21 protein-coding genes are annotated in these 20,866 nt (G+C 62.5%); 4 read left to right on the top strand and 17 right to left on the bottom strand.

The window, feature by feature from the left end; translation table 11 throughout:
• Window positions 1–46: 46 nt before the first annotated feature.
• From A3OQ_RS21135 to A3OQ_RS0102025, 6 genes are all read right to left on the bottom strand, one after another.
• Window positions 47–415, bottom strand: coding sequence for a DUF2946 family protein (locus A3OQ_RS21135; RefSeq protein WP_152428288.1), 369 nt, complete (start codon window positions 413–415; stop codon window positions 47–49).
• A gap of 186 nt (window positions 416–601) precedes the next feature.
• The gene (gene copD / locus A3OQ_RS21130) at window positions 602–1,546 is read right to left on the bottom strand and encodes a copper homeostasis membrane protein CopD (RefSeq protein ID WP_020173687.1); all 945 of its coding nucleotides are present in this window, start codon (window positions 1,544–1,546) and stop codon (window positions 602–604) included.
• Between the two features lie 39 nt (window positions 1,547–1,585).
• Window positions 1,586–1,954, bottom strand: a complete 369-nt coding sequence (gene copC / locus A3OQ_RS0102040) for a copper homeostasis periplasmic binding protein CopC (protein WP_020173686.1) — start codon at window positions 1,952–1,954, stop codon at window positions 1,586–1,588.
• A gap of 12 nt (window positions 1,955–1,966) precedes the next feature.
• The gene (locus tag A3OQ_RS0102035) at window positions 1,967–2,941 is read right to left on the bottom strand and encodes a hypothetical protein (RefSeq protein WP_152428286.1); all 975 of its coding nucleotides are present in this window, start codon (window positions 2,939–2,941) and stop codon (window positions 1,967–1,969) included.
• 119 nt (window positions 2,942–3,060) lie between these two features.
• On the bottom strand, window positions 3,061–3,429 hold the full coding sequence (locus A3OQ_RS0102030; RefSeq protein WP_020173684.1) for a DUF2946 family protein: 369 nt from the start codon (window positions 3,427–3,429) through the stop codon (window positions 3,061–3,063).
• A 107-nt stretch (window positions 3,430–3,536) separates the two neighbouring features.
• Window positions 3,537–4,460, bottom strand: coding sequence for an oxidoreductase (locus A3OQ_RS0102025; RefSeq protein WP_020173683.1), 924 nt, complete (start codon window positions 4,458–4,460; stop codon window positions 3,537–3,539).
• Between the two features lie 122 nt (window positions 4,461–4,582).
• On the opposite strand from A3OQ_RS0102025, the gene A3OQ_RS0102020 reads away from it, so the two are divergent.
• On the top strand, window positions 4,583–5,005 hold the full coding sequence (locus A3OQ_RS0102020; RefSeq protein ID WP_244427075.1) for a winged helix-turn-helix transcriptional regulator: 423 nt from the start codon (window positions 4,583–4,585) through the stop codon (window positions 5,003–5,005).
• Between the two features lie 306 nt (window positions 5,006–5,311).
• Here A3OQ_RS0102020 and wrbA read toward each other — a convergent pair whose 3' ends face one another.
• The gene (gene wrbA, locus A3OQ_RS0102010) at window positions 5,312–5,911 is read right to left on the bottom strand and encodes an NAD(P)H:quinone oxidoreductase (protein ID WP_020173681.1); all 600 of its coding nucleotides are present in this window, start codon (window positions 5,909–5,911) and stop codon (window positions 5,312–5,314) included.
• Between the two features lie 19 nt (window positions 5,912–5,930).
• Window positions 5,931–6,824: a pirin family protein gene (locus A3OQ_RS0102005; protein ID WP_020173680.1), complete on the bottom strand. Its 894-nt coding sequence runs from the start codon at window positions 6,822–6,824 to the stop codon at window positions 5,931–5,933.
• Window positions 6,825–6,916: 92 nt separating this feature from the next.
• Between A3OQ_RS0102005 and A3OQ_RS0102000 the strand changes: the two genes are divergently transcribed.
• Entirely contained in the window at window positions 6,917–7,813 is an 897-nt protein-coding gene (locus tag A3OQ_RS0102000; protein ID WP_026595396.1) for a LysR family transcriptional regulator, read from the top strand.
• An 11-nt stretch (window positions 7,814–7,824) separates the two neighbouring features.
• On the opposite strand, the gene A3OQ_RS0101995 is transcribed toward A3OQ_RS0102000, so the two are convergent.
• The gene (locus tag A3OQ_RS0101995; protein ID WP_020173678.1) at window positions 7,825–9,228 is read right to left on the bottom strand and encodes a cobyrinic acid a,c-diamide synthase CobB; all 1,404 of its coding nucleotides are present in this window, start codon (window positions 9,226–9,228) and stop codon (window positions 7,825–7,827) included.
• A gap of 17 nt (window positions 9,229–9,245) precedes the next feature.
• Between A3OQ_RS0101995 and A3OQ_RS0101990 the strand changes: the two genes are divergently transcribed.
• Window positions 9,246–10,367, top strand: a complete 1,122-nt coding sequence (locus A3OQ_RS0101990) for a cobalt-precorrin-5B (C(1))-methyltransferase (RefSeq protein ID WP_020173677.1) — start codon at window positions 9,246–9,248, stop codon at window positions 10,365–10,367.
• 8 nt (window positions 10,368–10,375) lie between these two features.
• On the opposite strand, the gene cobM is transcribed toward A3OQ_RS0101990, so the two are convergent.
• The 3 genes from cobM to cbiE are packed head-to-tail and all read right to left on the bottom strand — an operon-like array spanning window position 10,376 to window position 13,025.
• The gene (gene cobM / locus A3OQ_RS0101985; protein ID WP_020173676.1) at window positions 10,376–11,140 is read right to left on the bottom strand and encodes a precorrin-4 C(11)-methyltransferase; all 765 of its coding nucleotides are present in this window, start codon (window positions 11,138–11,140) and stop codon (window positions 10,376–10,378) included.
• Window positions 11,137–11,838: a cobalamin biosynthesis protein gene (locus A3OQ_RS23875; protein ID WP_083931448.1), complete on the bottom strand. Its 702-nt coding sequence runs from the start codon at window positions 11,836–11,838 to the stop codon at window positions 11,137–11,139. The genes cobM and A3OQ_RS23875 overlap by 4 nt, the downstream gene beginning before the upstream one ends.
• The gene (gene cbiE, locus A3OQ_RS0101975; protein ID WP_152428285.1) at window positions 11,805–13,025 is read right to left on the bottom strand and encodes a precorrin-6y C5,15-methyltransferase (decarboxylating) subunit CbiE; all 1,221 of its coding nucleotides are present in this window, start codon (window positions 13,023–13,025) and stop codon (window positions 11,805–11,807) included. The genes A3OQ_RS23875 and cbiE overlap by 34 nt, the downstream gene beginning before the upstream one ends.
• A 110-nt stretch (window positions 13,026–13,135) precedes the next feature.
• On the opposite strand from cbiE, the gene A3OQ_RS0101970 reads away from it, so the two are divergent.
• Entirely contained in the window at window positions 13,136–13,894 is a 759-nt protein-coding gene (locus A3OQ_RS0101970) for a cobalt-precorrin-6A reductase (protein WP_020173673.1), read from the top strand.
• Here A3OQ_RS0101970 and cobJ read toward each other — a convergent pair.
• From cobJ to cobN, 5 genes are read right to left on the bottom strand one after another with little or no spacing between them, the layout of a single operon-like run.
• Window positions 13,858–14,631, bottom strand: coding sequence for a precorrin-3B C(17)-methyltransferase (gene cobJ / locus A3OQ_RS0101965; protein ID WP_020173672.1), 774 nt, complete (start codon window positions 14,629–14,631; stop codon window positions 13,858–13,860). The genes A3OQ_RS0101970 and cobJ overlap by 37 nt on opposite strands.
• Window positions 14,628–15,410, bottom strand: coding sequence for a precorrin-2 C(20)-methyltransferase (locus A3OQ_RS0101960; protein WP_020173671.1), 783 nt, complete (start codon window positions 15,408–15,410; stop codon window positions 14,628–14,630). The genes cobJ and A3OQ_RS0101960 overlap by 4 nt, the downstream gene beginning before the upstream one ends.
• The gene (locus tag A3OQ_RS0101955) at window positions 15,407–16,042 is read right to left on the bottom strand and encodes a precorrin-8X methylmutase (RefSeq protein ID WP_020173670.1); all 636 of its coding nucleotides are present in this window, start codon (window positions 16,040–16,042) and stop codon (window positions 15,407–15,409) included. Before A3OQ_RS0101955 ends, A3OQ_RS0101960 begins: the two co-directional genes overlap by 4 nt.
• Window positions 16,039–17,295, bottom strand: coding sequence for a precorrin-3B synthase (gene cobG, locus A3OQ_RS0101950; protein ID WP_026595391.1), 1,257 nt, complete (start codon window positions 17,293–17,295; stop codon window positions 16,039–16,041). Before cobG ends, A3OQ_RS0101955 begins: the two co-directional genes overlap by 4 nt.
• Window positions 17,292–20,861: a cobaltochelatase subunit CobN gene (gene cobN, locus A3OQ_RS0101945; protein WP_020173668.1), complete on the bottom strand. Its 3,570-nt coding sequence runs from the start codon at window positions 20,859–20,861 to the stop codon at window positions 17,292–17,294. Before cobN ends, cobG begins: the two co-directional genes overlap by 4 nt.
• Between the last annotated feature and the right edge of the window lie 5 nt (window positions 20,862–20,866).

Below are 20,866 nucleotides of genomic sequence, written 5' to 3'. Positions count from 1 at the left end.
GAGCAGCGATGAAGCGGACGCAGCCGTCAGGCTGCTGTGGCGTCGATCAGGAGAAAGCGGGTGGTGCGCGCGGCTGCGCGACAGGCAGGAAGGCGCGCGCGGCCGGAATGAAGCTCGCGACTTTGAAGACAAGCTTTTGCGGTAGCCGCTGTGGCGCCGCGATGGCTGCCGGGATATCGGCGGGCGCGGGAAAAGCCGCGTGCGAGACGGAGCACAACAATGTGCAGCATGGACAGGATTTGTCATGCCCGGTCGGCGCGGGCGTGCTGCCGTCTTCGCCTTGATGAGCGCAAATCGGCATAGCATCGAACGGGTTGGCATTGGCCACGGCATAAGTCGCGCCGGTCGGTGCAATGATCTGCACCAATAGCGCGATCAGGCTAAAGATCAGGCCAAACTCAATACGCCGCCGCAACCCGAGCCCCCGCTGGCTGCTGTGTCAATGCCGCAACCGTAGAATGACACTGTGAAAAATGCCAGTGGCACGGCGGATATCTTACAATTCCATCGAAGTGCAGATTGACGCAGTATCTCGCCGTTTCGGCTTGAAAGAAAAAGCACGCGGGCAATTTCCCAATTGGACCGCGGAATGCTTCCCGGTTCATTGCGGTGGCGGCGCGATGCCAAGCACCGCGGCGACAGCGAGAACAAGGATGCCCAGGACGAGTTCGAAGGTTGCGCTCCTACGCAGCGTTCTCGCCTGCGTCAGCCCATTGAAAGAAGCGGTCCGCAACTCCGGCATCAAGACGAAGCGATTGACATAAGCGAGAGCCAGCATCGCCATCACCACGCCGATCTTGGCGAAGAGCACCTCGCCATAGAATGTGTCGAAAAGCCTGCCGAAAGAGCCTGCGACCCGAAAGCCTGCATTCGCAATGCCGCTGATGATGATCAAGGTTACGGCAACCATCCCCATCACGGAATAGCGCGACAAGGTGTCGAGCGTCCAAAGCCGTGCTTCATTCGGATTGAAATTTCGCTCCTCGACAAGTGCGAAGAGGAGCGGCGGAAGACCGCCAACCCAGGCGCCGGCCGCGAGCAGATGGACGCCATAGGCGGCAATCATCAAGGCTCCATAAAGGCCCGCGCCGCCTTCCGCCGCATGACCGAGCCAGGCCTGGTTGATGAGGAGCAGGGCGCCAACGGCGGCGAGCGTTGAAAGCCGGGTGCGATCCTTCATCGGCAAAAGGATGACCGCTATGGCCGTAGCCAGCAGGGCGAGCCGAGAGATCGCCACCGGACCGAAGGCCGTTTGAAAAAAGAAAAGCCGCAAAGTCGCGGGATCGGCGACATTATCGAAGCCGCCGGTCATATTGGCGAGAATTCCGGCGAGCCATAGGATGCCGGAGATCGCCGCGATGGGAGCCGCGACGCGCATCAAGATGATTGTCGCGCGACGCGTTCGAGGCAGGCCGCCATAACCCGCCGAGGATTGCTCGCGACCCATGTAGAACCAAAAGAACGAAGACCCGAACAACACGAAGAGCGCCGCGAAATGAATCCAGCGCGCGATGAAGAGGACGTAGATTATCGGGATGGCATCCATTGCCGCGCCCTTCGCCGCCTGGGCCTAATCCATCATGGGTCAGGGTGCGACGGTGAATTTATAAGTGCCGGAGGTCGGGTGCGTATCGACCGAAACCACGTGCCAGCTCACGACATAGGTTCCGGGCTTCAGTGCATGGCCGAGCGGCACATGCAGCGTGCTCTGATTTGACGGATCGAGCGCCGGCTTTCCGACGGGCACGGCCGCGCCTCCCGCCGCGGCAAGCGTGACGCCCGAAAAAGCAGGAACGATATTTTGCGTGAACGTCAGCTGCAATTCGCTGGGCGAGCCGTTGACGGTTGCGCCGACGCCTGGAACGGCTCTGTCCAGGAACGCATGCGCGAAGGCCGCGGTCGCTGTGAAAGCACAGGTGAGAAAAGCGGCGGCGAGCGTTAGAAAGTGTTTCATGGGAGCGATTCCTTAATAGCGGTTTCCGCGTGCTTGGGATGGGCCGAACAAAGGTTTGCCGAGCGAGTCGGGCAAGATGTCGTCCAGGAAGAAATCGATGACAGCCACGGCACCCACATGCTTGCCGCTGGCTCCATTGATCGGAAACTGCGCCATCGCGCCAATTTCGAAATAGGAGCCGATGTAATAAATCGACGGGCCGACCACGCCGGTCGTCCTATATGGTGCAAACGCTCCCGGCACCACGGGATTGATGTTCGACGTTGGCGTGTTGAAACTGACTTCAAAGGCGGGGATCAGTCTTTTGAAGATGTCCGGAACTTCTTGAACGTAAGAGTTCATATAGAGCAGGCTATATTGGAATGTCGCGCCGTAGGTGAGGGAATATTGGTTTTGCGATCCATCCAGCAGGCTTATGGCGGTGGTCGGCATACTGTAATCGACTTCGCCGGTGATCGCGATGGGGCGCAGCCAGTCTGCCTGAAGATCGCCGAAACCTTTGCCTGCAAAGGCTTTCAATGTGACCGTCGAGAATGGATCTGATGGCAGGGACGAGGCCGAGGAACTGCCGGTATTTCCCCATTCAACGTTCACGGCCCCGGCGACGATGAATTCGTGTTCGGGGTTTTGGTAGAAGACATATTTCAACTGGGTTTCGATATTCGACCAGCCGACGGCGCTTGGGTTTTTCTGCCAAGTGATACCGTTGGAGCCGACCAAAAATCCCAAATCCGCTGTGATCGTCTTGGCGTATTCCCAGCCCAGGCTGGTGGAAATAGAGCCGAGCGAGCCGTCGGGATTACCCGTCGCCATATGAGCGAAAGTCGGAAGCGCCAATTCGTCGTTGACGCCTGGATCGTCGATTGCGAGCGTCGCCGGAAACACGCGATTGCCGACGATTGTATGTGCGTGCGCCGCGCAGGCGCCGATCAAGAGAGCCGCGGTAGCGCATGCGCCCGGCCGGCCGATAAGATGCGAAAGAGACATGGTTGCCCCAATGAATGCTAAGAGATGGACAGGCGCGATGGAGCGCCGCGGATGCGGCACCCAAGATCGGCGTGCGAACAATGGCGAGACGTTTCGCGATTAAGCGAAACGAGTCTCTCTTAGACGCTTAGGGGCGGCGCGCGGGGTTGCGCGAGCGGAACGATCCGGTGCGGAGCCGGAACGACATGCGCGGCTTTAAAGATGAGCTTTTGCGGTTGCCGCAGCGGTGCTGCGATGGTGCTCGGGATATCGGACGGGGCCGGGAAGGCCGCGTGTGAGACAGAGCATAATAAAGTGCAGCATGGGCAGGATTTATCGTGACCGGCTGGCGCGGGCGTGCCGGTATCCTGGCCTTGATGCATGCAAATAGGCATCGCATCGAGCGGACCGGCATTGGCCATAGCATAAGTCGCGCTCACCGGTGCGATGAGCTGCACCAGTAGCGTGATCAAGCTGAAGATCAGGCCAAGTTCGAAACGCCGCCGCAACCCATGCCCCCGCTGGCTGCCGTGATGGCGCGATCCTAATGCGGGTTTTCGAGAAAGGCCAGAGGCGCGGCCCGTGCCTGCGACTCTGTCGCATAATCGCATTGGGCCTATGCGGAAAATGTCACACCGGTCAGATCTTCCGAGACCTTCCATAGTCTCGCGGCGGCGGCAAAATCCTTCGCGGCATTTGCAATCCGTGCCGGTTTTGGTGCGCCTTTCAATTCGAAGAGTCTGTCCGGGCCGTAATAGCCGCCGCCGACCGCGTGCGGCGACGTGGCCGCGAACAAAGTCGGCAAGGCGCCATCGGCTGCCGACTGGCTGGCCCAGGGCTTGACCAAGAGGTTGAAGACGCGCGCCATGAAGCTCTCCGCGCCTGGCCCATTGGCGATGAGCTCCGTCCGCGCAATGCCGGGATGGGCGGCATTGCTCATCAAGCCCCAGCCGGCGGCGTCGCTGCGGCGTTGCAGCTCGAAGGTGAACAGCAGATTGGCGAGCTTCGATTGGCCATAGGCGAACGATGGCGAATAACTCTTTGCCGATTGCAGATCGTCGAAATTCATTTTCGCGCGCCGGTGCGCAAGGCTGCTCACATTGACGACGCGCGGTCTCGAACCGCGCCGCAGCAAAGGCAAAAGATGCGCGGTCAGGGCGAAATGACCGAGATGATTGGTGCCGAATTGCAGCTCGAATCCATCGCTGGTCTCTTGCCGTTTCGGCGGCGTCATCACGCCGGCATTGTTGATGAGAAGGTCGAGCGAAGGATGCGCCGCCGCGAAGCGGGCGCTGAAGGTTGCGATGTCAGCAAGATTTGCGAGATCGAGCTTTTCGAACGTGATCTTCGCATTTGGATGCGCGGCCTTGATCTTGCCGACCGACTCCGCGCCTTTGGTCTCATTGCGGCCGGCGAGCACGACGTCGGCCCCTGCTGTGGCGAGCGCCAGTGCGGTTTCATAGCCGAGCCCGCCGGTGCCGGTCACGAGCGCGAGCCGACCCGCTTGGTAAGGAATATCCTTGGTTGTCCATCCGGTCATGCTCCGCTCCCGTCTCGCTTGGCACTGAAGGTGGCCAATGCTGAAGCTCAGGTACGTAGTCGCAGGCTGGATTGAAAGAAGGCACCAAAAAGATCTATACGCACCTTATGGAAACCAAAACGATGGCCGAGCCCAAAGAGATCGGAGACCTTTGCGAAGACCTGTGCGAGGGTCTGACGGAGGCGCAGGAAGACCTGGGACGCGAGCTCATGGAGCGGATCGCCGGGAAATGGCCGCTTTGGGTGCTTTATGTGCTCGCCAGCGCCGATGCACCTCTGCGGTTTTCCCGCGTGCTCGAGCGCGTCGAGGGCGTCAGCCAAAAAGTGTTGACGCAGACATTGCGTCATCTCGAGCGCGACGGCCTTATCTCCCGCACGCTTTATCCGCAGGTGCCCCCGCGTGTCGATTATGCGCTGACGCGCTTAGGCCGTGAGCTTCTTGTGCAGATCATGCCGCTTGGGCGCTGGATCGCCGATCACGTCGGTGCTTTCGAAGCCGCGCGGCTTGATTTCGACAGCCAGAAAGCAGATGCGAAAGCGAAATAGGCTTTCCCAAAGGATCTGGGCCCGATTATCCGGCTGTCATTGCAAGGAGCGGAAACGGCTCTGACTTCGACAAGGAGGTCGCGGCCCTTCGCCTCGGGCTTCGGCAGATCGATGTCGACGAGCGCGTTTGGATCTTCGATCGGAAGAGAATTTTGATAGCCGACGGCGCGCATGACTCTCTCCGCCATGTGAAGGTCGAACCTCAATGGCAGAGATAGAGCGGCGCGGCTAAACAAAATACCTGGAGAGTGGAAAAATTTTCGTGATCGAAATCGTGCGCCGCTCGCGGCGCATGCTGTCTCCCGCTCAGCCGAAAAGCTTCTTCGCCGTTTCCGCGATGAGCGCACCTTGATGCCGCGCGCCATCGAGCTCGTTCGCGCTCGGCATGCGGGAGCCGTCGCCGCCGGCAATGGTGGTCGCGCCGTAAGGGCTGCCGCCGGTCACTTCGTCGAGCCGCATCTGCGCTTGAAAACTATAGGGCAGGCCGACGATGATCATGCCGAAATGCAGAAGATTGGTGATGATCGAAAAGAGCGTCATCTCCTGGCCGCCATGCTGGGTCGCCGTCGAAGCAAAAGCGCCGCCGACTTTGCCATTGAGCGCGCCGCGCATCCACAATCCTCCCGCCTGATCGAGAAAGCTCGCCATTTGCGACGAGATGCGGCCAAACCGCGTGCCGGTGCCGATGATGATTGCATCATAATTGGCGAGGTCCTCGATCACGGCGACGGGCGCTGCCTGGTCGAGCTTGAAATGCGCCGCCTTGGCGACCTCCAAGGGCGCCGTTTCCGGAACGCGTTTGATATCGACGGTCGCGCCCGCGGAGCGCGCGCCTTCGGCGATGGCGCCGGCCATGATTTCGGTATGGCCATAGGTCGAATAATAAAGAACCAGAACTTTTGCCATGATGTCTTTCCTTGCTGATTCACGTCTCCACGGGGAGCGGGATGAATTCGGTTTCGCCTGGGACTCCGGCGAAGTGGCCGTCGCGCCAGTCGGCTTTGGCCTGCTCGATGCGCTCGCGCGAGCTTGAGACGAAATTCCAGAAGATGTGCCGCTCTTCGGGCAGAGGCGCGCCGCCGAGCAGCATCACGCGCGTCTCCGCTAAGGCCAGCAGCACGATTTCGGCGCCGGGCTTGAACAGGACAAGCTGATCTTGGAGGAACTGACCTTCCTCGCCTTGGACACCGACCGCGCCGGAGACGACATAGATCGCGCGCTCGTCGTGATCGGCGGCGATTTGAAAACGCGCGCCGGACCGAAGGACAAGATCGGCATAGATCATATCGGAATAGACCGGCACCGGCGCTGTTTTGCCGAAACCGCTGCCCGCGATGAGGCGGGCTTCCACCCCATCGCCGGCGATCAGCGGCAAAGTCGCGCCTGCGTGATGCGAGAAGCCTGGATCGATCTCTTCATGCGTGCGCGGCAGCGCGATCCAGATCTGCTGGCCGAAGAGCAAACCGCCGCGCGTGCGGCGATCGGCGCTCGTGCGCTCCGAATGGACGATGCCGCGACCGGCGGTCATCCAATTGACGTCGCCGGGCGCGATCGCCTGGACCACGCCCGTACTGTCGCGGTGGACGATTTCGCCCTCGATCAGATAAGTCAGCGTCGCAAGGCCGATATGCGGATGCGGCCTGACGTCGATGCCGTCTCCGGCGCGAAAGACCGCGGGTCCGAAGGCATCGAAGAAAATGAAAGGCCCGACGGTCCGGCGCTGCGCCGAAGGCAGCGCGCGGCGCACCGTAAAACCGCCGATGTCGCGGCTATTCGGCAGGATCACGCTTTCGATGAGACTGTTCGACTGAATCGTCATGAGACGCCCCTGACGCTGGCGCCGAGTTCTAGCGCTTCGCATTTGGCCAAAAAACCCGTAAAGTCTTGACGATATCGTTCAGGAAATTCGACATGCAAGGACCCGGGACGCCGAGCCTCGATCAGCTCAAGACCTTTCTGACCGTGGTCGAAACCGGCAGTTTCGCGGCGGCGGGCCGCAAACTCGGCCGCGCGACCTCCGCCATTTCTTATGCGATCGCCAATCTCGAATCGCAGCTCGGCGTCGCTTTGTTCGACCGCGAATCGACGCGAAAGCCAGTGCTGACCGAGGCCGGCAACGCGGTTTTGTCGGAAGCCTGCGCGGTGAATTCCGGCATCGATCATCTGCTCGCGAAAGTGAGAGGCCTGCTCAGCGGGTTGGAGGCCGAAGTCGCGCTCGCTGTCGATATCATGCTGCCGACCGAGCGACTCGTCGATGCGATGCGCGCCTTCGAGGCGGAATTCCCGACCGTTAGCTTGCGCCTTCATGTCGAAGCTTTGGGCGCGGTAACGCAGCTCGTGCGCGATGGCGTCGCCACGATTGGCATCAGCGGGCCGCTCGATGTGCGGATAGCGGAGATCGAAACGAGCCAGATCGGCGGCGTGGAACTCGTGCCCGTCGCTGCGCCGAGCCATCCTCTGGCGCAAAACCGTATCAATGTGCCGGGCGCCGCGCGCGAGCATGTGCAGCTCGTGCTCAGCGACCGCTCCTCCCTCACGGAGGGCCGTGATTTCGGCGTCATTGCGACGCGCTCCTGGCGCATGGCCGATCTTTCGACCAAACATGCTCTGCTGCTCGCCGGGATCGGCTGGGGCAATATGCCGGAACCGATGGTGCGCGAGGATCTCGCGGCGGGACGTCTGACACGGCTCGACATTCCGGAATGGCGCGGAGGCGCTTATGTGTTCCAGGCCATCCACCGCACCGATACGCCGCCAGGGCCGGCGGCGGCTTGGCTGATCAAGCGCTTCTCCGGGCAGAGCGCGTGAGAGTTTTTCACTTAAAGAGAGCGCGCGATGGCGTGAAAGAATGTGCCGCTTACATGGCCGGCGCGATGACCGGAAAATCCAAGATCATTTCCCTCGGCATCCGCGTTTCGCGCAAAGGCCTGCGTCTCGGATGGGGCAGCGCTCGTCGTGCTTGCGTAATGGAATTCATGGCCGATGAGCACCGTCCGGCGCGGCCCTAGAATGCCATCGGCATTGAGGCGCGCGACGCGATAGCCGAGATTCAATTTGCGTTTGGCGAAGCTCGTCGTCACAGGCAAAAGGCCAAGCATGCGATGGGCCGTGCCATCGGCGTCTTCAAGCGCATCGCCCAGCACCATATAGCCGCCGCATTCGCCATGCACCGGCCGCGTCTCCGCGAAGCTGTGTATGCCTGCGCGGAAACGCTCCGCGGCCGCGAGTTTTCCCGCATGAAGCTCCGGATAGCCGCCCGGCAGCCAGCAAACGTCACAATCTCGCGGCGGCGGCTCGTCGGCGAGCGGTGAGAAGAAAGAAAGCGTGGCCCCCTGCGCGGCCCACCCCGATTCCACATGCGCATAGACGAAGGAAAAAGCCGCGTCGCGCGCAATCGCGATTCTTTGGCCCGGCGGCGGCAAGGCATGATGCGTGGAGCTTGAGGATGCGGGCCGCGTCGACGCTGCTGCTGCCACAAGCGCGTCGAGATCGACCGAGGCTTCGATCGCTTGCGCCAAAGCATCAAGGCGCGCATGAAGGTCGGCCGTCTCGCCGGCCTGGACGAGACCCAGATGCCGCTCCGGCAGAATGAGGCTCGCCTCGCGCGGCAGAGCGCCGAAGACCGGCAGGCCGATCGCAGCCATGCCGTCTGCGACGAGACGCCGATGCCGCTCGCTTGCCACTTTATTGAGGATCACGCCGGCGATTTGGATGCGCGGATCGAAGCTCCTGCAGCCGAGCGCGACGGCTGCTGCCGATTGCGCTTGGCCCGACACGTCGATGACGAGCACCACCGGCCAGCCGCAAAAAGCCGCGATGTCGGCGCTCGCGCCCGTGTGGCCGGGCGGAGCGGGATGAGGAAAAGTGGCTCCCGGTTTTCCGCCCGCATCCCGCTCCAAATGAAAAGGTCGTCGAACTCCGTCGAAAAGCCCCATCGAGCCCTCGGCCAGGATGAGATCGCTTCCTTGCGAAGCTTCATCGACGAGGCTCGCAAGCAAAAGGTCCGGCATGGCGAAACTATCGAGATTGGCGCTGGGCTTGCCGGTCGCCGCCGCGTGAAAGGCGGGATCGATATAATCCGGGCCGCATTTCAGCCCGCGCACGGCAAGCCCGCGCCTGACGAGCGCGCGCTGCAGGCCGAGCGTGATCGTCGTCTTGCCGGAGCCGGAGCGTGGCGCGCCGATCAGAAGGCCGGGTGCCGGAGATGCACTGCGCGGCGTCATGCTTTATCTAAGGCGGCATGGACGAACCGCCCATTGAGGAATTCTCCGAAGACTCCGGTCCGACTTTGCGGCGCGGCTGGACGACGGGCGCTTGCGCGACGGCGGCCGCCAAAGCCGCCTATTACGGCTTGGTGACCGGCAGCTTCCCCGATCCGGTCATCATCACATTGCCGGGCGGTCAATGTCCTGCCTTCGCTTTGGCGTTGAACGAGGCGTTGCCGGACGGAGCGCGGGCGGGAGTCGTCAAGGATGCCGGAGACGATCCGGATGTCACGCATGGCGTGCTCGTCGTTGCGACGATCACCGCCGCGCCGCCGGGCGCGGGCATTCTGTTTCGCGCGGGCCCTGGCGTCGGCACGGTCACGCGGCCGGGGTTGGTCCTGGCCGTCGGCGAGCCCGCCATCAATCCCGTGCCGCGCGAAATGATGAGACTTGCTTTGACGGAAGCAGCGAACGCGACCGGCGGTCCGCGCGATGTCACGGTGACGATCTCGATTCCCGGCGGCGAAGAGATTGCAAAGCAAACCCTCAATGCGCGGCTCGGCATCATCGGCGGATTGTCTATCCTTGGCACGACCGGAATTGTCATTCCTTTTTCCTGCTCGGCCTGGATCCATTCGATTCACCGCGGCATCGATATCGCCCGCGCGGCCGGGCTTGCGCATGTCGCGGGCTCGACGGGTTCGACCTCCGAATCCGCCGTGCGGCAATTGCATGGGCTGAGCGAGCAGGCCTTGATCGAGATGGGCGATTTCGCCGGCGGCATGCTGAAATATCTGCGGCAGCATCCCGTAGAGAAAGTCACGGTCGCAGGCGGCTTTGCGAAATTGGTAAAGCTCGGCCAAGGCATGCTGGATCTGCATTCGCGCGCGGGGCCCGTCGATCTCGCCTGGCTCGCGGAGCGCGCGCGCGAAGCCGGAGGCGACGATCGTTTCGTGCAATGGGTGCGCGGCGCCAATACGGCGAACGAGGTTTTGGACGAGGCGCAGAAGCGCAACTTGCCTCTGGCGGAACATGTCGCGGAACATGCTTGGCATACTGCGGCGCAGACTTTGGCAAGCGAGAGCGAGCTTGAGATCGTGGTCTTCGATCGTGCTGGCGCGCTCGTTGGCCGTACGCCGTTTCGCAAGGTCGACTAAGGCGCGCCTCATGCCTCGCCTTTCGGCCGGAAGCGGCGGTCGTAATCGGCGGAATAAAGCGCGCTTTCGCGAAAATCGCCAGCGCCGATCGAGCGGCCGATGAAGATGATCGCGCTGCGCTCGAGGCCCGCCGCTTTGACCTGCGCTTCGATCGTTGCAAGCGTGCCTTTGAAGATCTGTTCGTCGGTCCATGAGGCGCGAAAGACGACCGCGGCCGGGCAATCCGCGCCGTAAAAGGGCGTCACTTCCGCGATGATCTTGTCGATTACATGGATCGACAGATGGATCACGAGCACAGCGCCTGTCGCGGCATAGGCGCTGAGCTTTTCAGCCGGCGGCATGGCCGAGGCGCGTCCAGACGTGCGCGTGAGGACGACGGTCTGCGCGACCTCCGGCAAGGTGAGTTCCTGGCCGAGCGCCGCGGCGGCTGCCGCGAAAGCCGGAACGCCCGGCGTGATCGTATAGGGAATGCCGCGCGCGTTGAGCCGTCGCAATTGTTCGGCGAGCGCACTGAAGACCGAGAGATCGCCCGATTGAAGCCGCGCGACATCGAGGCCGAGCGCATGGGCGCGGATCATCTCCGCCTCGATCTCGTCGAGCGAACGCGGCGCCGTATTGATGATATGCGCGCCTTTCGGGCAATAGGTAAGGAGCTCCTGGGGCACCAAAGAGCCCGCATAGAGACAGACCGGACAGCTTGCGATGAGATCGCGGCCGCGCACGGTGATGAGATCGGCAGCGCCCGGACCGGCGCCGATGAAATGAATGGTCATGGTGTTTCTTTCGAAGCGGCGATAGCGCAAGTGACGCCGTCTGCGCTGACGCGAGGAAGCACAAGCTGCGAGCCGGGTCCAGCACCGGCAAGCGCCGCGGTTTCCGCGACGGAGGGTACGCCGAAAAGGGCCAGCACGCGCGACGACTTCGTCACGGCGCGCGGTGCGGCCTCTTTGAGCGCCGCGCGTGCGATAGGGACCAGCGGAAGACCCAGGCGGCGCGCGGCTTCGCCAAGCGCTGGCTCGGCGCATTTTTCTTCCGCTGTATAGAGCGCGGCGGGTTTGCCGTCGATCTGGCCGCAGGCCTTTTCGATCAACGAAATGATCGCACCGGCCGAGACGCCCGTTTTGCAGCCAATGCCGATGGCGAGAGGAAGCGCATTGATGGTTTGAACCTCAGTGATTATTTCGGAAATCTCGGATCGAAGTTGATTTTCACCGATAGCCCAATCCGTTTTGTAATCTGTCTCAGGCTGATAACAGTCGGCGGCCGTAAACGCACGATTATATGCGCTAGAGTGAAGTTTATCGGGTTTGTAAAGTTCGTTGGTGTCTCGCCACTTTTTCCATGCAAATTGGTAGGTCGAAACGAAGGTAGCTACGTCAATCTCTTTTTCCACGAAACGATGCATAATCGAAAGAAGTTCGGTTCTTGTGCTCTCTGTCATTGGATTTCTCGATCGAAACAGATGCTCCATTGAAGGACCGCGATCGCCGGCCTCAAGGCGTGAAACGTCCCGACCTGATCCGCGCGGGCAATCGAAAGCTGAACCAGTTCGCCGCCAAGCCGCGCGTGTTGCGCGATGAGCAGCGCCTGGGTTTCCAAAGTTACGGCATTGACGACGAGCCGACCGAGCGGCTTCAGCGCCGTGATCACGGCCTCGAGCACGCCCGGATCGGTAGCGCCGCCGCCGATGAAGGCGGCATCGGGTGGCGGCAGGCCGGCGAAGGCGGCGGGCGCCTGGCCTTCGATAATCTTGAGATCGGGCACGCCGAGCGCCAAGGCATTGCGATGCATCCGCGCCGCGCGGTTGGCATGCGCTTCGATCGCGATTGTCCGGCAGCTCGGATCGGCGAGCATCCATTCGATCCCGATGGAGCCGGAGCCCGCGCCGACATCCCAGAGCAATTGTCCCTGCAAGGGCCGCAGCGCCGAAAGCGTGACCGCTCTGATCTCGCGCTTGGTGATTTGCCCGTCATGTTCGAACCAATCGTCCGGCAGACCGGGCGTGAAGGGGATCACGCGCGCGCCTACGCCGGCCACCACTTCGAGCGCGATCGTATTCAAGGCATCGATAGTCTCAAGGGCGAATTGATCGGCTTGGCATGAGCGGATTTTTTCGCGCGGGCCGCCCAAAGCTTCGAGCACGGTGAGTTTGGAAGGTCCAAAGCCTCTTTCGGCCAAAAGCTGCGCCAGCTTTCGCGGCGTGGTCCCATCCCAAGAGAGAGCCAGGATTTTGGCTCCGGGATGAAGAAGCGGAATGATCCGCTCAAGTGCGCGGCCATGCAGCGAAATGCGCCGGCACTCCTGCCCGGCCCAGCCGAGCTTTGCCGCGGCGAGCGCATAGGCGGAGGGTGCCGGAAAGACGGCTATCTCCGCCGGATCGATCTGCTCTGCGATCAACGAGCCGACGCCATGAAAAAACGGATCGCCCGTCGCCAGCACGACCACGGGCTTGCCCCGTCGTGCCAGGATCGCCGGAAAGGCGTCCTGCAATGGGGAGGGCCATGCCAGGCTTTCGCATGCCGTTTGCCCTACCAACGCAAGATGCCGCGCACCGCCCACCAGAAACGTGGCTTCAGCGATCGCCTTCTGTGCGGGGGCCGACAGGCCATCCATGCCGTCGTCGCCGATCCCGACGATGCTGAGCCAAGGCGAAGTCATTGCGGCCGTCATAACCGGCGAGCCCGCGCGTTCTGTTCTTTGGATAAAGTGCAAAGCCCTTTATAGTCGTCGTTCAAGGCCGACAAAGACCGTGCCGGAAAGACAAGATCATGCGGGTGCTCATTCTTGGTGGGACGACGGAGGCGACGAAGCTCTGCGAGCTGATCGCTCCCAGCAATACGTCGGCTACGCTCTCTCTCGCGGGGCGGACGGCTAACCCGGCGCCGCAATCGGTTCCGGTACGCATCGGCGGCTTTGGCGGCGCGGAAGGATTGGCAGCTTATCTCACGCAGCAAAAAATCAATGTGCTGATCGACGCGAGTCACCCCTTCGCCGAGCGGATTTCCGCCAATGCGATCGCCGCCGCGAAGCTCGCCGAAATCTCGCTGATCACGCTGACGCGCGCGCCTTGGACGCCGGTCGAGGGCGATCATTGGATCGAGGCCGATGATCTTTCCGCCGCGGCGCTGGCCTTGGGCGATGAGCCGCGCCGGGTGTTCCTGACGAGTGGCAGACTTGGGCTCGCGGCCTTCGAGGCGGCCCCTCAGCATGATTATCTGATCCGCACCATCGATCCGCCCGAGGCTTTGGGTCTGCCGCGCGCACGCATCATTCTCGATCGCGGGCCTTTCAGCGAAAGCGCTGAGCGCATGCTGATGAGCGAAGAAAAGATCGAGATCCTGGTCACGAAAAATTCCGGCGGCGCGGCCACCTATGGCAAGATCGCGGCGGCGAGGGCGCTGGGACTTCCGGTCGTGATGATCCGTCCGCCGCCACGCCAAGACGGGCTGACGCTGCATGATCCGCAAGAGGTAATCCGCTTCATCGAGGCTCATCCCGCGCGATCCGGGGTCGATCGCGGCGTATAGATCCAAGGTGCGGCACCGGGCCTTGGCACGAGCCGCGTCTGCGACGAGCCGATAATCACCAATGTCGCCATATCGGCGACCGACGGGTCGGCCTCGGCAAGCGTCGTGATCAGCATGGCTTCGCCGGGGCGGCCGATGGCGCGCGCGAAGGCGACGGGCGTCTCGCCCGATTTATGCGTGCGCAGAAGATCGAAGGCCTGAATGATCTGCGTCGGCCGCGCTTTTGAGGCTGGGTTATAAAGTGCGATGACGAAATCGCCTTCCGCCGCCGCCTTGAGCCGCCGCTCGATCAAGGACCAGGGTTTCAGATTGTCGGACAGTGAGATCACGCAAAAATCATGGCCGAGCGGTGCGCCGAGCCGTGCCGAGGCGGCCTGCATCGCCGAGACACCCGGCATGACGGTGACGATGATGTCGCGTGCCGTGGCATCTGCGTCAAGCGCCTCGAACACCGCCGCCGCCATGGCGAAGACGCCTGGATCGCCGCCGGAGACGACAGCGACAGTGTGGCCTTGGCGGGTCAATGCAATAGCCTCGCGGGCGCGATCGAGTTCGACGCGATTATCACTCGCATGGCGGATCTGGCCATCGCGCTGCGGACAGCGATCGAGATAGGTCTTATAGCCGATGAGATCGGTGGCGCGGCTGAGTGCATCTTCAACTTCGGGCGTCCGCCATTGATCGGGGCCGGGGCCAAGTCCGACGACGAGAAGCTCGCCTGCCGCGCCGCCGTTCATGGTCTTCGTCCTTGGCCGGGCACGAGGATCAGCGAAAAATAGGGAGCCGTATCATCGGGCTTTTCCGACAGAGGCAGAATGCGTTCGCTCGGGGTCGTGCCATGTTCGACATAAAGCGCGCGGGCGGCGAGACCCGCGGTTTCGAGCGCGCTGCGCACTTTCTTGAAATTGGCGCCGAGCTTCATGATGACGGCCGCATCCGTCTCAGCGAGCCGGCGCGTCAGATCTTCCAATGGCAATGTGCCCGGCAATATGGTGAGCACGTCGTCGCCCCAGGTGATGGGCTGCGCGGCGGAGGCGGAGCAGCCCGACATGCCGGTGACGCCCGCCGTGACGGAGATGCGGAAGTTCTCCTTTAGCCGCATGAATATATGCATGAAGGAGCCGTAGAACATCGGATCGCCTTCGCAGATCAGCGCGACATCGCGTCCTTCTGCGAGTTTGGCAGCGATCTCCGCCGATGCCTCTTGGTAGAAGGCACCAAGCTTCTCGGCATAGGCCTTCTCCTTGAAGGAAATTTCGGTGGTGATCGGATAATAAAGCGGCAGTTCCTCGGTGCCGGGGATGATCCACGAGTCGGCGATCGTGCGGGCGGTTCCGACACAGCCTTTCTTGGCGAAATAGGCAAGCACGGGCGAGGCTTGAATGAGCCGCACGGCTTTGACCGTCACAAGCTCCGGATCGCCGGGACCAAGCCCGATGCCGTGCAATGTGCCGAGCGTGATGGTGCTGTCCTTGTGCGGAGCGATCAACGGAATGGCGGGGTCGCGCATATTCATTCCTTCTCGCTTGCAAGCGCGTTGACGGTCGCTGCCGCCATGGCGCTGCCGCCGCGCCGCCCGCGTATGACGAGAAAAGGCACGCGGCCATCCGCCATCAAGGCTTCTTTCGATTCCGCCGCACCGACGAAACCGACCGGCATGCCGATGACAGCGGCGGGTTTAGCCACGCCCTCGTCCAATAATTCGAGCAGCCGGAAGGCGGCTGTCGGCGCATTGCCGATGACAATCACGGCGCCGCCGATTTGATCGCGCCAGAGTTCCATGGCAGCGGCCGTGCGCGTATTGCCGATCCTGTCCGCAAGCGCCGGCACAGACGGATCATGCAGCGTGCAGATCACGTCATTCTTGGCAGGCAGGCGCGCGCGGGTGATGCCGTTGGCGACCATGGAGGAATCGCAAAGGATGGGCGCGCCGGACTGGAGTGCCGCTTTCGCGGCGGCGACCGCGCCCGGCGCGAAACAAATATCCGCCGCGGCTTCGACAAGGCCGCAGGCATGGATGATGCGCACCGCGATCTTTTCTTCTTCCGGCGAAAAGCGGGCGAGATCGGCCTCGGCGCGGATGATCGCGAAAGACCGCCGGTAGATCTCGGCACCGTCGCGAATATAGGTGGTAGCCGTTGCCGTCATGGGTTGGCCTTTCCGGCTTGGGCCTCGCGAAGCGCTGCGAGCATTCGCGCGAGATCGAGGCCGCGCAGGGTGGGCTCTGCATCGGCGCGGCCGTTGAAGATGAGATCGTAAGCGCCGTCGCGTCCCGCGAGCGCGATCTGCGCCGGCAAGGCGGACGCACAGCCTTTGGAACATCCAGAAATGTGCATCGCTATGCCCTTTGGTGAAAAGGCGCGGGCCAGTGGTGCAAGAGCCTCGGCCGCGCGGCGCGTGTCGATCTGTGCCGCCGCGCAGCTAGGGTGTCCAGGGCATGCAACTATGGCCAAACGCGCGTCCTCGGGCGAGACGATCAAGCCCGCGCGCTCGGAGAGTTCAAGGGCTTCGGGCTTTGTGCCCGGCAATAAGATGCAGCGCCAGGGTGTCAAGCGAAGGCCATTTGGCGCGAGGGACGCGAGCAGATCGAGCTGATCGGCATGCAGACGCCCGAAGGGCGCAGCGACGCCGATGAAACCTTCCCGCGGGCCAATGATATCTTGTGCTTCGGTGGCGCGAAGCGCGAGCGACGGCAGCGGAGCGTCGAGCGCAAAGCCTGCTGCCCGTGCCACCTCTGCAGCGCCGATCGCCTGCACGAGATCCGTCATGCGCCGGGCCGAGACAGCGCCGCGCAGCTTGAGAAAGGCGAGGGCGAGGGCCAGCGCGGCATCGATGGCGCCAGGCCGATCCGTCAAAGCGACGGGCGTGGACGCGCCGGCGCCGTTTGCAAGGGCAAGCACGACGTGCCCATCGTGGCCTGCGAGCCGTATATCGGCCGCGACATTATCGAGGCCGAGGCGTCCACCTTCATCGACGAGAAAGCAAAACTTGTCGGGCAAGGCATTCAAATCCGATGCGGCGGCAAGCCTTGCTTCCAGCGCGCGGACGAGGGCTTTGCCATCGACGCTTGCCGTGGTGTCGAGCCCTGCGAGCGGTGGTCCGATGACGGCGGGCGCGCCCGGCATGTCGGCATCGAGCAGGCCGAAGTCGTAGAGGGTGGCGGTTAAAGCGGGCAGCGTTCCGGCGCTGACGCCGCGCAATTGCAGATTGCCGCGTTGGCTGAGATCGATGAGGCCGTTTCCATAGGCGCGCGCGACGTGCCCGATTGCCCGGCATTGTCCGGCCGTGACGTCGCCGCCCGTGAAACGAAGCCGGACGAGAAGCCCATCGCCCGTCTCCATCGGACGAAGCGCCGTCGGACACCAGCCTTTGATCGTCGGTGGGCGTGGCGCTAGGTTCATGCCGCGCGCTCCAATGTCTCGGCGATCTGCGTCGCGACGGAATTGCGTCGCGTGATCCAAAAGCCGCGGCGGATCGCTTCGTCAAAGAGCCGTGCCGACGCGGCTGCCGCGGCTGGATTGGCGGCGATCATGAAATCCCGCACAGGTTCATTGCCGAGCGTCGCCTCAAACATCAGCTCGAATTGATGCGGTTCGACCGCGTCGCTCAGCGCGGCGAAGGCGAAGAGATTGGAGATTGTCTCGGCAATTTCGGCCGCGCCGCGATAGCCATGCCGCATTTGTCCTGCGATCCAGTGCGGGTTCGTCGCGCGGCCGCGCAGGACCCGCGCAATCTCTTCTTTCGTGGTGCGAACCTTCGCGGCATGTGTCGTGGCATCGACATGATAAAGTGCTGGCTTTGCGCCCAGCATCTCGGCCGCGGCGGCAAAGCCGCCTTCGTGCTCGGCGAAAGCATCGGAATCGAGCAGATCCTGACCGGCTATATCCTGCACATGCACGAAAGCGTCGGCATCCCGGACGCAGGCGCGGAAATCCGATGGCGACGCAACAGCCTCTCCAATCGCGCCATAGGCATGATGCGACGCATCCAAATAAATCTCGGCCAGTTCGCCGCGTTCCTGCCAGGCGCCGTTTGCGATCGTGGTCGAGAGACCTGTGCCGTAGGCGCCCGGCGCCGCGCCGTAAATGCGCGGGGCAAGCCCGCAGCGGCTCACGGCCGCGAGCGGATTTGTCTCGTCATCTTCGTCGAGCGCGGCGACGGCTCTGACAGCCTGATCGAAAAGCGCGATCTGAGTCGGAAAGACGTCGCGGAAAAGGCCCGAGATCCGCAGCGTGACATCGATGCGCGGCCGGCCGAGCCGCGCCATCGCCAGAATTTCAAAGCCCGAGATTCGCGTCGACGCATTGTCCCAGACGGGCTTTACGCCCATAAGCGCAAAAGCCTGCGCGAGATCGTCGCCGCCGGTGCGCATCGAGGCGCTGCCCCAAAGATCGATCACGATGCGCTTTGGCCAATCGCCATGATCCTGCACATAGCGCGCGACGATCTCCTCGGCGATGGTGCTACCGATCTCCCAAGCCGTGCGCGTCGGCACCGCGCGGGGATCAATTGCATAGAGATTACGTCCGGTCGGCAGAACATCGAGCCGTCCCTTGACCGGCGCGCCCGCGGGGCCGGGATCGATGAAACGCCCGTCGAGCGCGGCGATCAAGGCGTCTCGTTCGGCCGCGGCCGAGCGTGCATAGAGCGAGGCAAGCGCGTCCTCAGTCATGCCCATGGCCGCCGCCGTCTCTGCGATCTGTGTGCGCTCTGGCAGGCGGGCGAAGATATGCAGCCCATCATTGATGCGCATATCCTTGATGTCGCACATCCAGGCATCGAGTCTCGCAAGCGAAGCGGCGCGGTCGAGATCCGGCGTCAACCCGCATTCGGTGGCGAGACCGGCGCTCTCTGCTTTTGTCAGTATGAGATCGGCGAGCCTGTCGGCGCGCCGCCGGTCGAGCATCTGGGCGGATGAAAACTCATCGAGCAGCGCTTCGATGTCTTGCGTTGCGCCATGCGTGCCCGCGATCCGCAAGGGCGGCGTCATATGGCCGATCATCACTGCGGAAAGCCTTCGCTTGGCTTGCGTCGCCTCGCCGGGATTATTCACGATGAAAGGATAGATCACGGGCACGGCACCAAGGAGAGCGGCAGGCGCGCAGGTCTCCGAAAGAGCGACGGCCTTGCCCGGCAGCCATTCGAGCGTGCCATGCGTGCCGAGATGAATCATGGCATCGATCCGCACGATTTGGCGGAGCCACAGATAGAAGGCGACATAGGCATGGCGTGGCGGCATGTTGGGATCGTGATAATCGCTGCCGCGGTTCGTGCGGCGCCCGCGATCCGGCTGAACGGCAAGAATGAGTTTGCCTGAAGCGATGGCTTTGAAGCGAAAGCTTCCCTCATGCACGGCGGGATCATCCGCCGGCTCGCCCCAGGCTTTGGTCACGGCCTCGCAAAACGCGGCCGGCAGACATTGAAAGAGATCGAGATAAGTCGCGACAGGAAGAGCGATCGTCGATTGGCTTTCGAGCGCTGCGATCAAATCCGGGGCGGCTCCGAGCGGCCCGATGTCGAACCCGGCATCGCGTAAATCCTCGGTAATGGATGCGAGGCTTGCGGGGCCATCGAGGCCGACCGCATAGCCTGTGCGTCCGCCTTTCGCGGGATATTCCGAGAGCACAAGTGCGATCGTCTTTTCGTTGCGCGGCAGCTTCCGCAACCTTGCCCAGGCGGCAGCGAGATCGGCTACGCGGGCAATGGACTCCGTTTCGGGGCGATGAAAGACCGGCGTGAACTCCTGAGCCTCCGTGCGAGCGCCATCGGCCTTAAAAGAAATCGCCGGCCCGATGATGCGCCCGTCGACTTCGGGCAGCACGACATTCATGGCAAGATCGGCGGCGCCGAGCCCGCGCAGGCTTTGGTACCAGGCCTCGCGAAAGCTTGTCGCGAGTATGGCCTGAATGACCGGCGCGTCTGCGCCATCGAGCACGGAGCCGCCCGCGTCCTTGCGGCTCGAAAAGCCAGTCGTGTTGAGGATAACGTCAGGCCGGAATTCCCCGATCAGATGCGCAAGCGGTTCGATGACGGCGGCGTCTTTGAGACTCGTTACATAAACCGCCGTGACCTCGAAGCCGCGTTCGCATAAAGCGTCGCGCAAGGCGGCTATGGGTGCCGTATCGCCTGCGAGGTGAAAGGCACGATAGAAGACGATGAGTGCGCGGGGCTTGTTGTCGTCTCGGCCGTGCGCCGCGCGATACCAGATGCCGAAGGCCGGAACTTCGGCAGACTCGCGCCATTCGGCAGGGCGCCCGAGCCGTGTCGAAAGCCAGCCGAACAAGGCTTCCATATTGTCCGGGCCGCCCGCCTGAAACCAGGCCCAGATGCGCCGCAGATCCGCGATATCCAAAGTTGAAGCCGCGTCGAGCCGTGGATCTTCCATGGCATCGCCCGGGACCACCGCGAGATCGAAGCCGTGGCGCTTCGCGGCCAGGCTCAATTCGTCTATGCCATAGCGCCAATAATCGAGGCCGCCGAGACAGCGCACGAGCACGAAGCTCGCGTGCTTTGCCACTTGTTCAAGATAAAGATCGACCGAAAACGGATGCTGCAGAGCGCCAAGGCTGGCGAGGCGAAGCGTCGGTTTTTGCACGTCGATGGGAGGAGAATTCCCCTCATGCTGAGGAGGCTGTGCAGCAGCCGTCTCGAAGCGCGAGGGGACCTTGAAAACAGCGGGTTCAATTTGCTTTTCGCTTTCCCTCGCCCTTCGAGACGCCGCCAATTGAAGTCGCGCTTGCGCGACTTCAACATCAATGATGTCGATTTCGGATAAATCCGAAATCGATGGCGGCTCCTCAGGGTGAGGGAAAGGGGACCCATGATCCATCTGCGTATGAACCATCGCCGCCAGCGACAGATCGGAATCGGTAAAAGACAGAAACACGATTTCGGCGGGCGTCTGGCCAAGATCGACCGCCGGGACGTTTTCGTCCAGCGATCTGATCTGTTCGGCCAGGATATGCATCCGGT

The sequence above is a fragment of the Methyloferula stellata AR4 genome, from assembly GCF_000385335.1.
In the GTDB taxonomy this organism is placed as follows: Bacteria; Pseudomonadota; Alphaproteobacteria; order Rhizobiales; family Beijerinckiaceae; genus Methyloferula; species Methyloferula stellata.
This window is presented reverse-complemented; position numbering and strand designations above follow the sequence as displayed.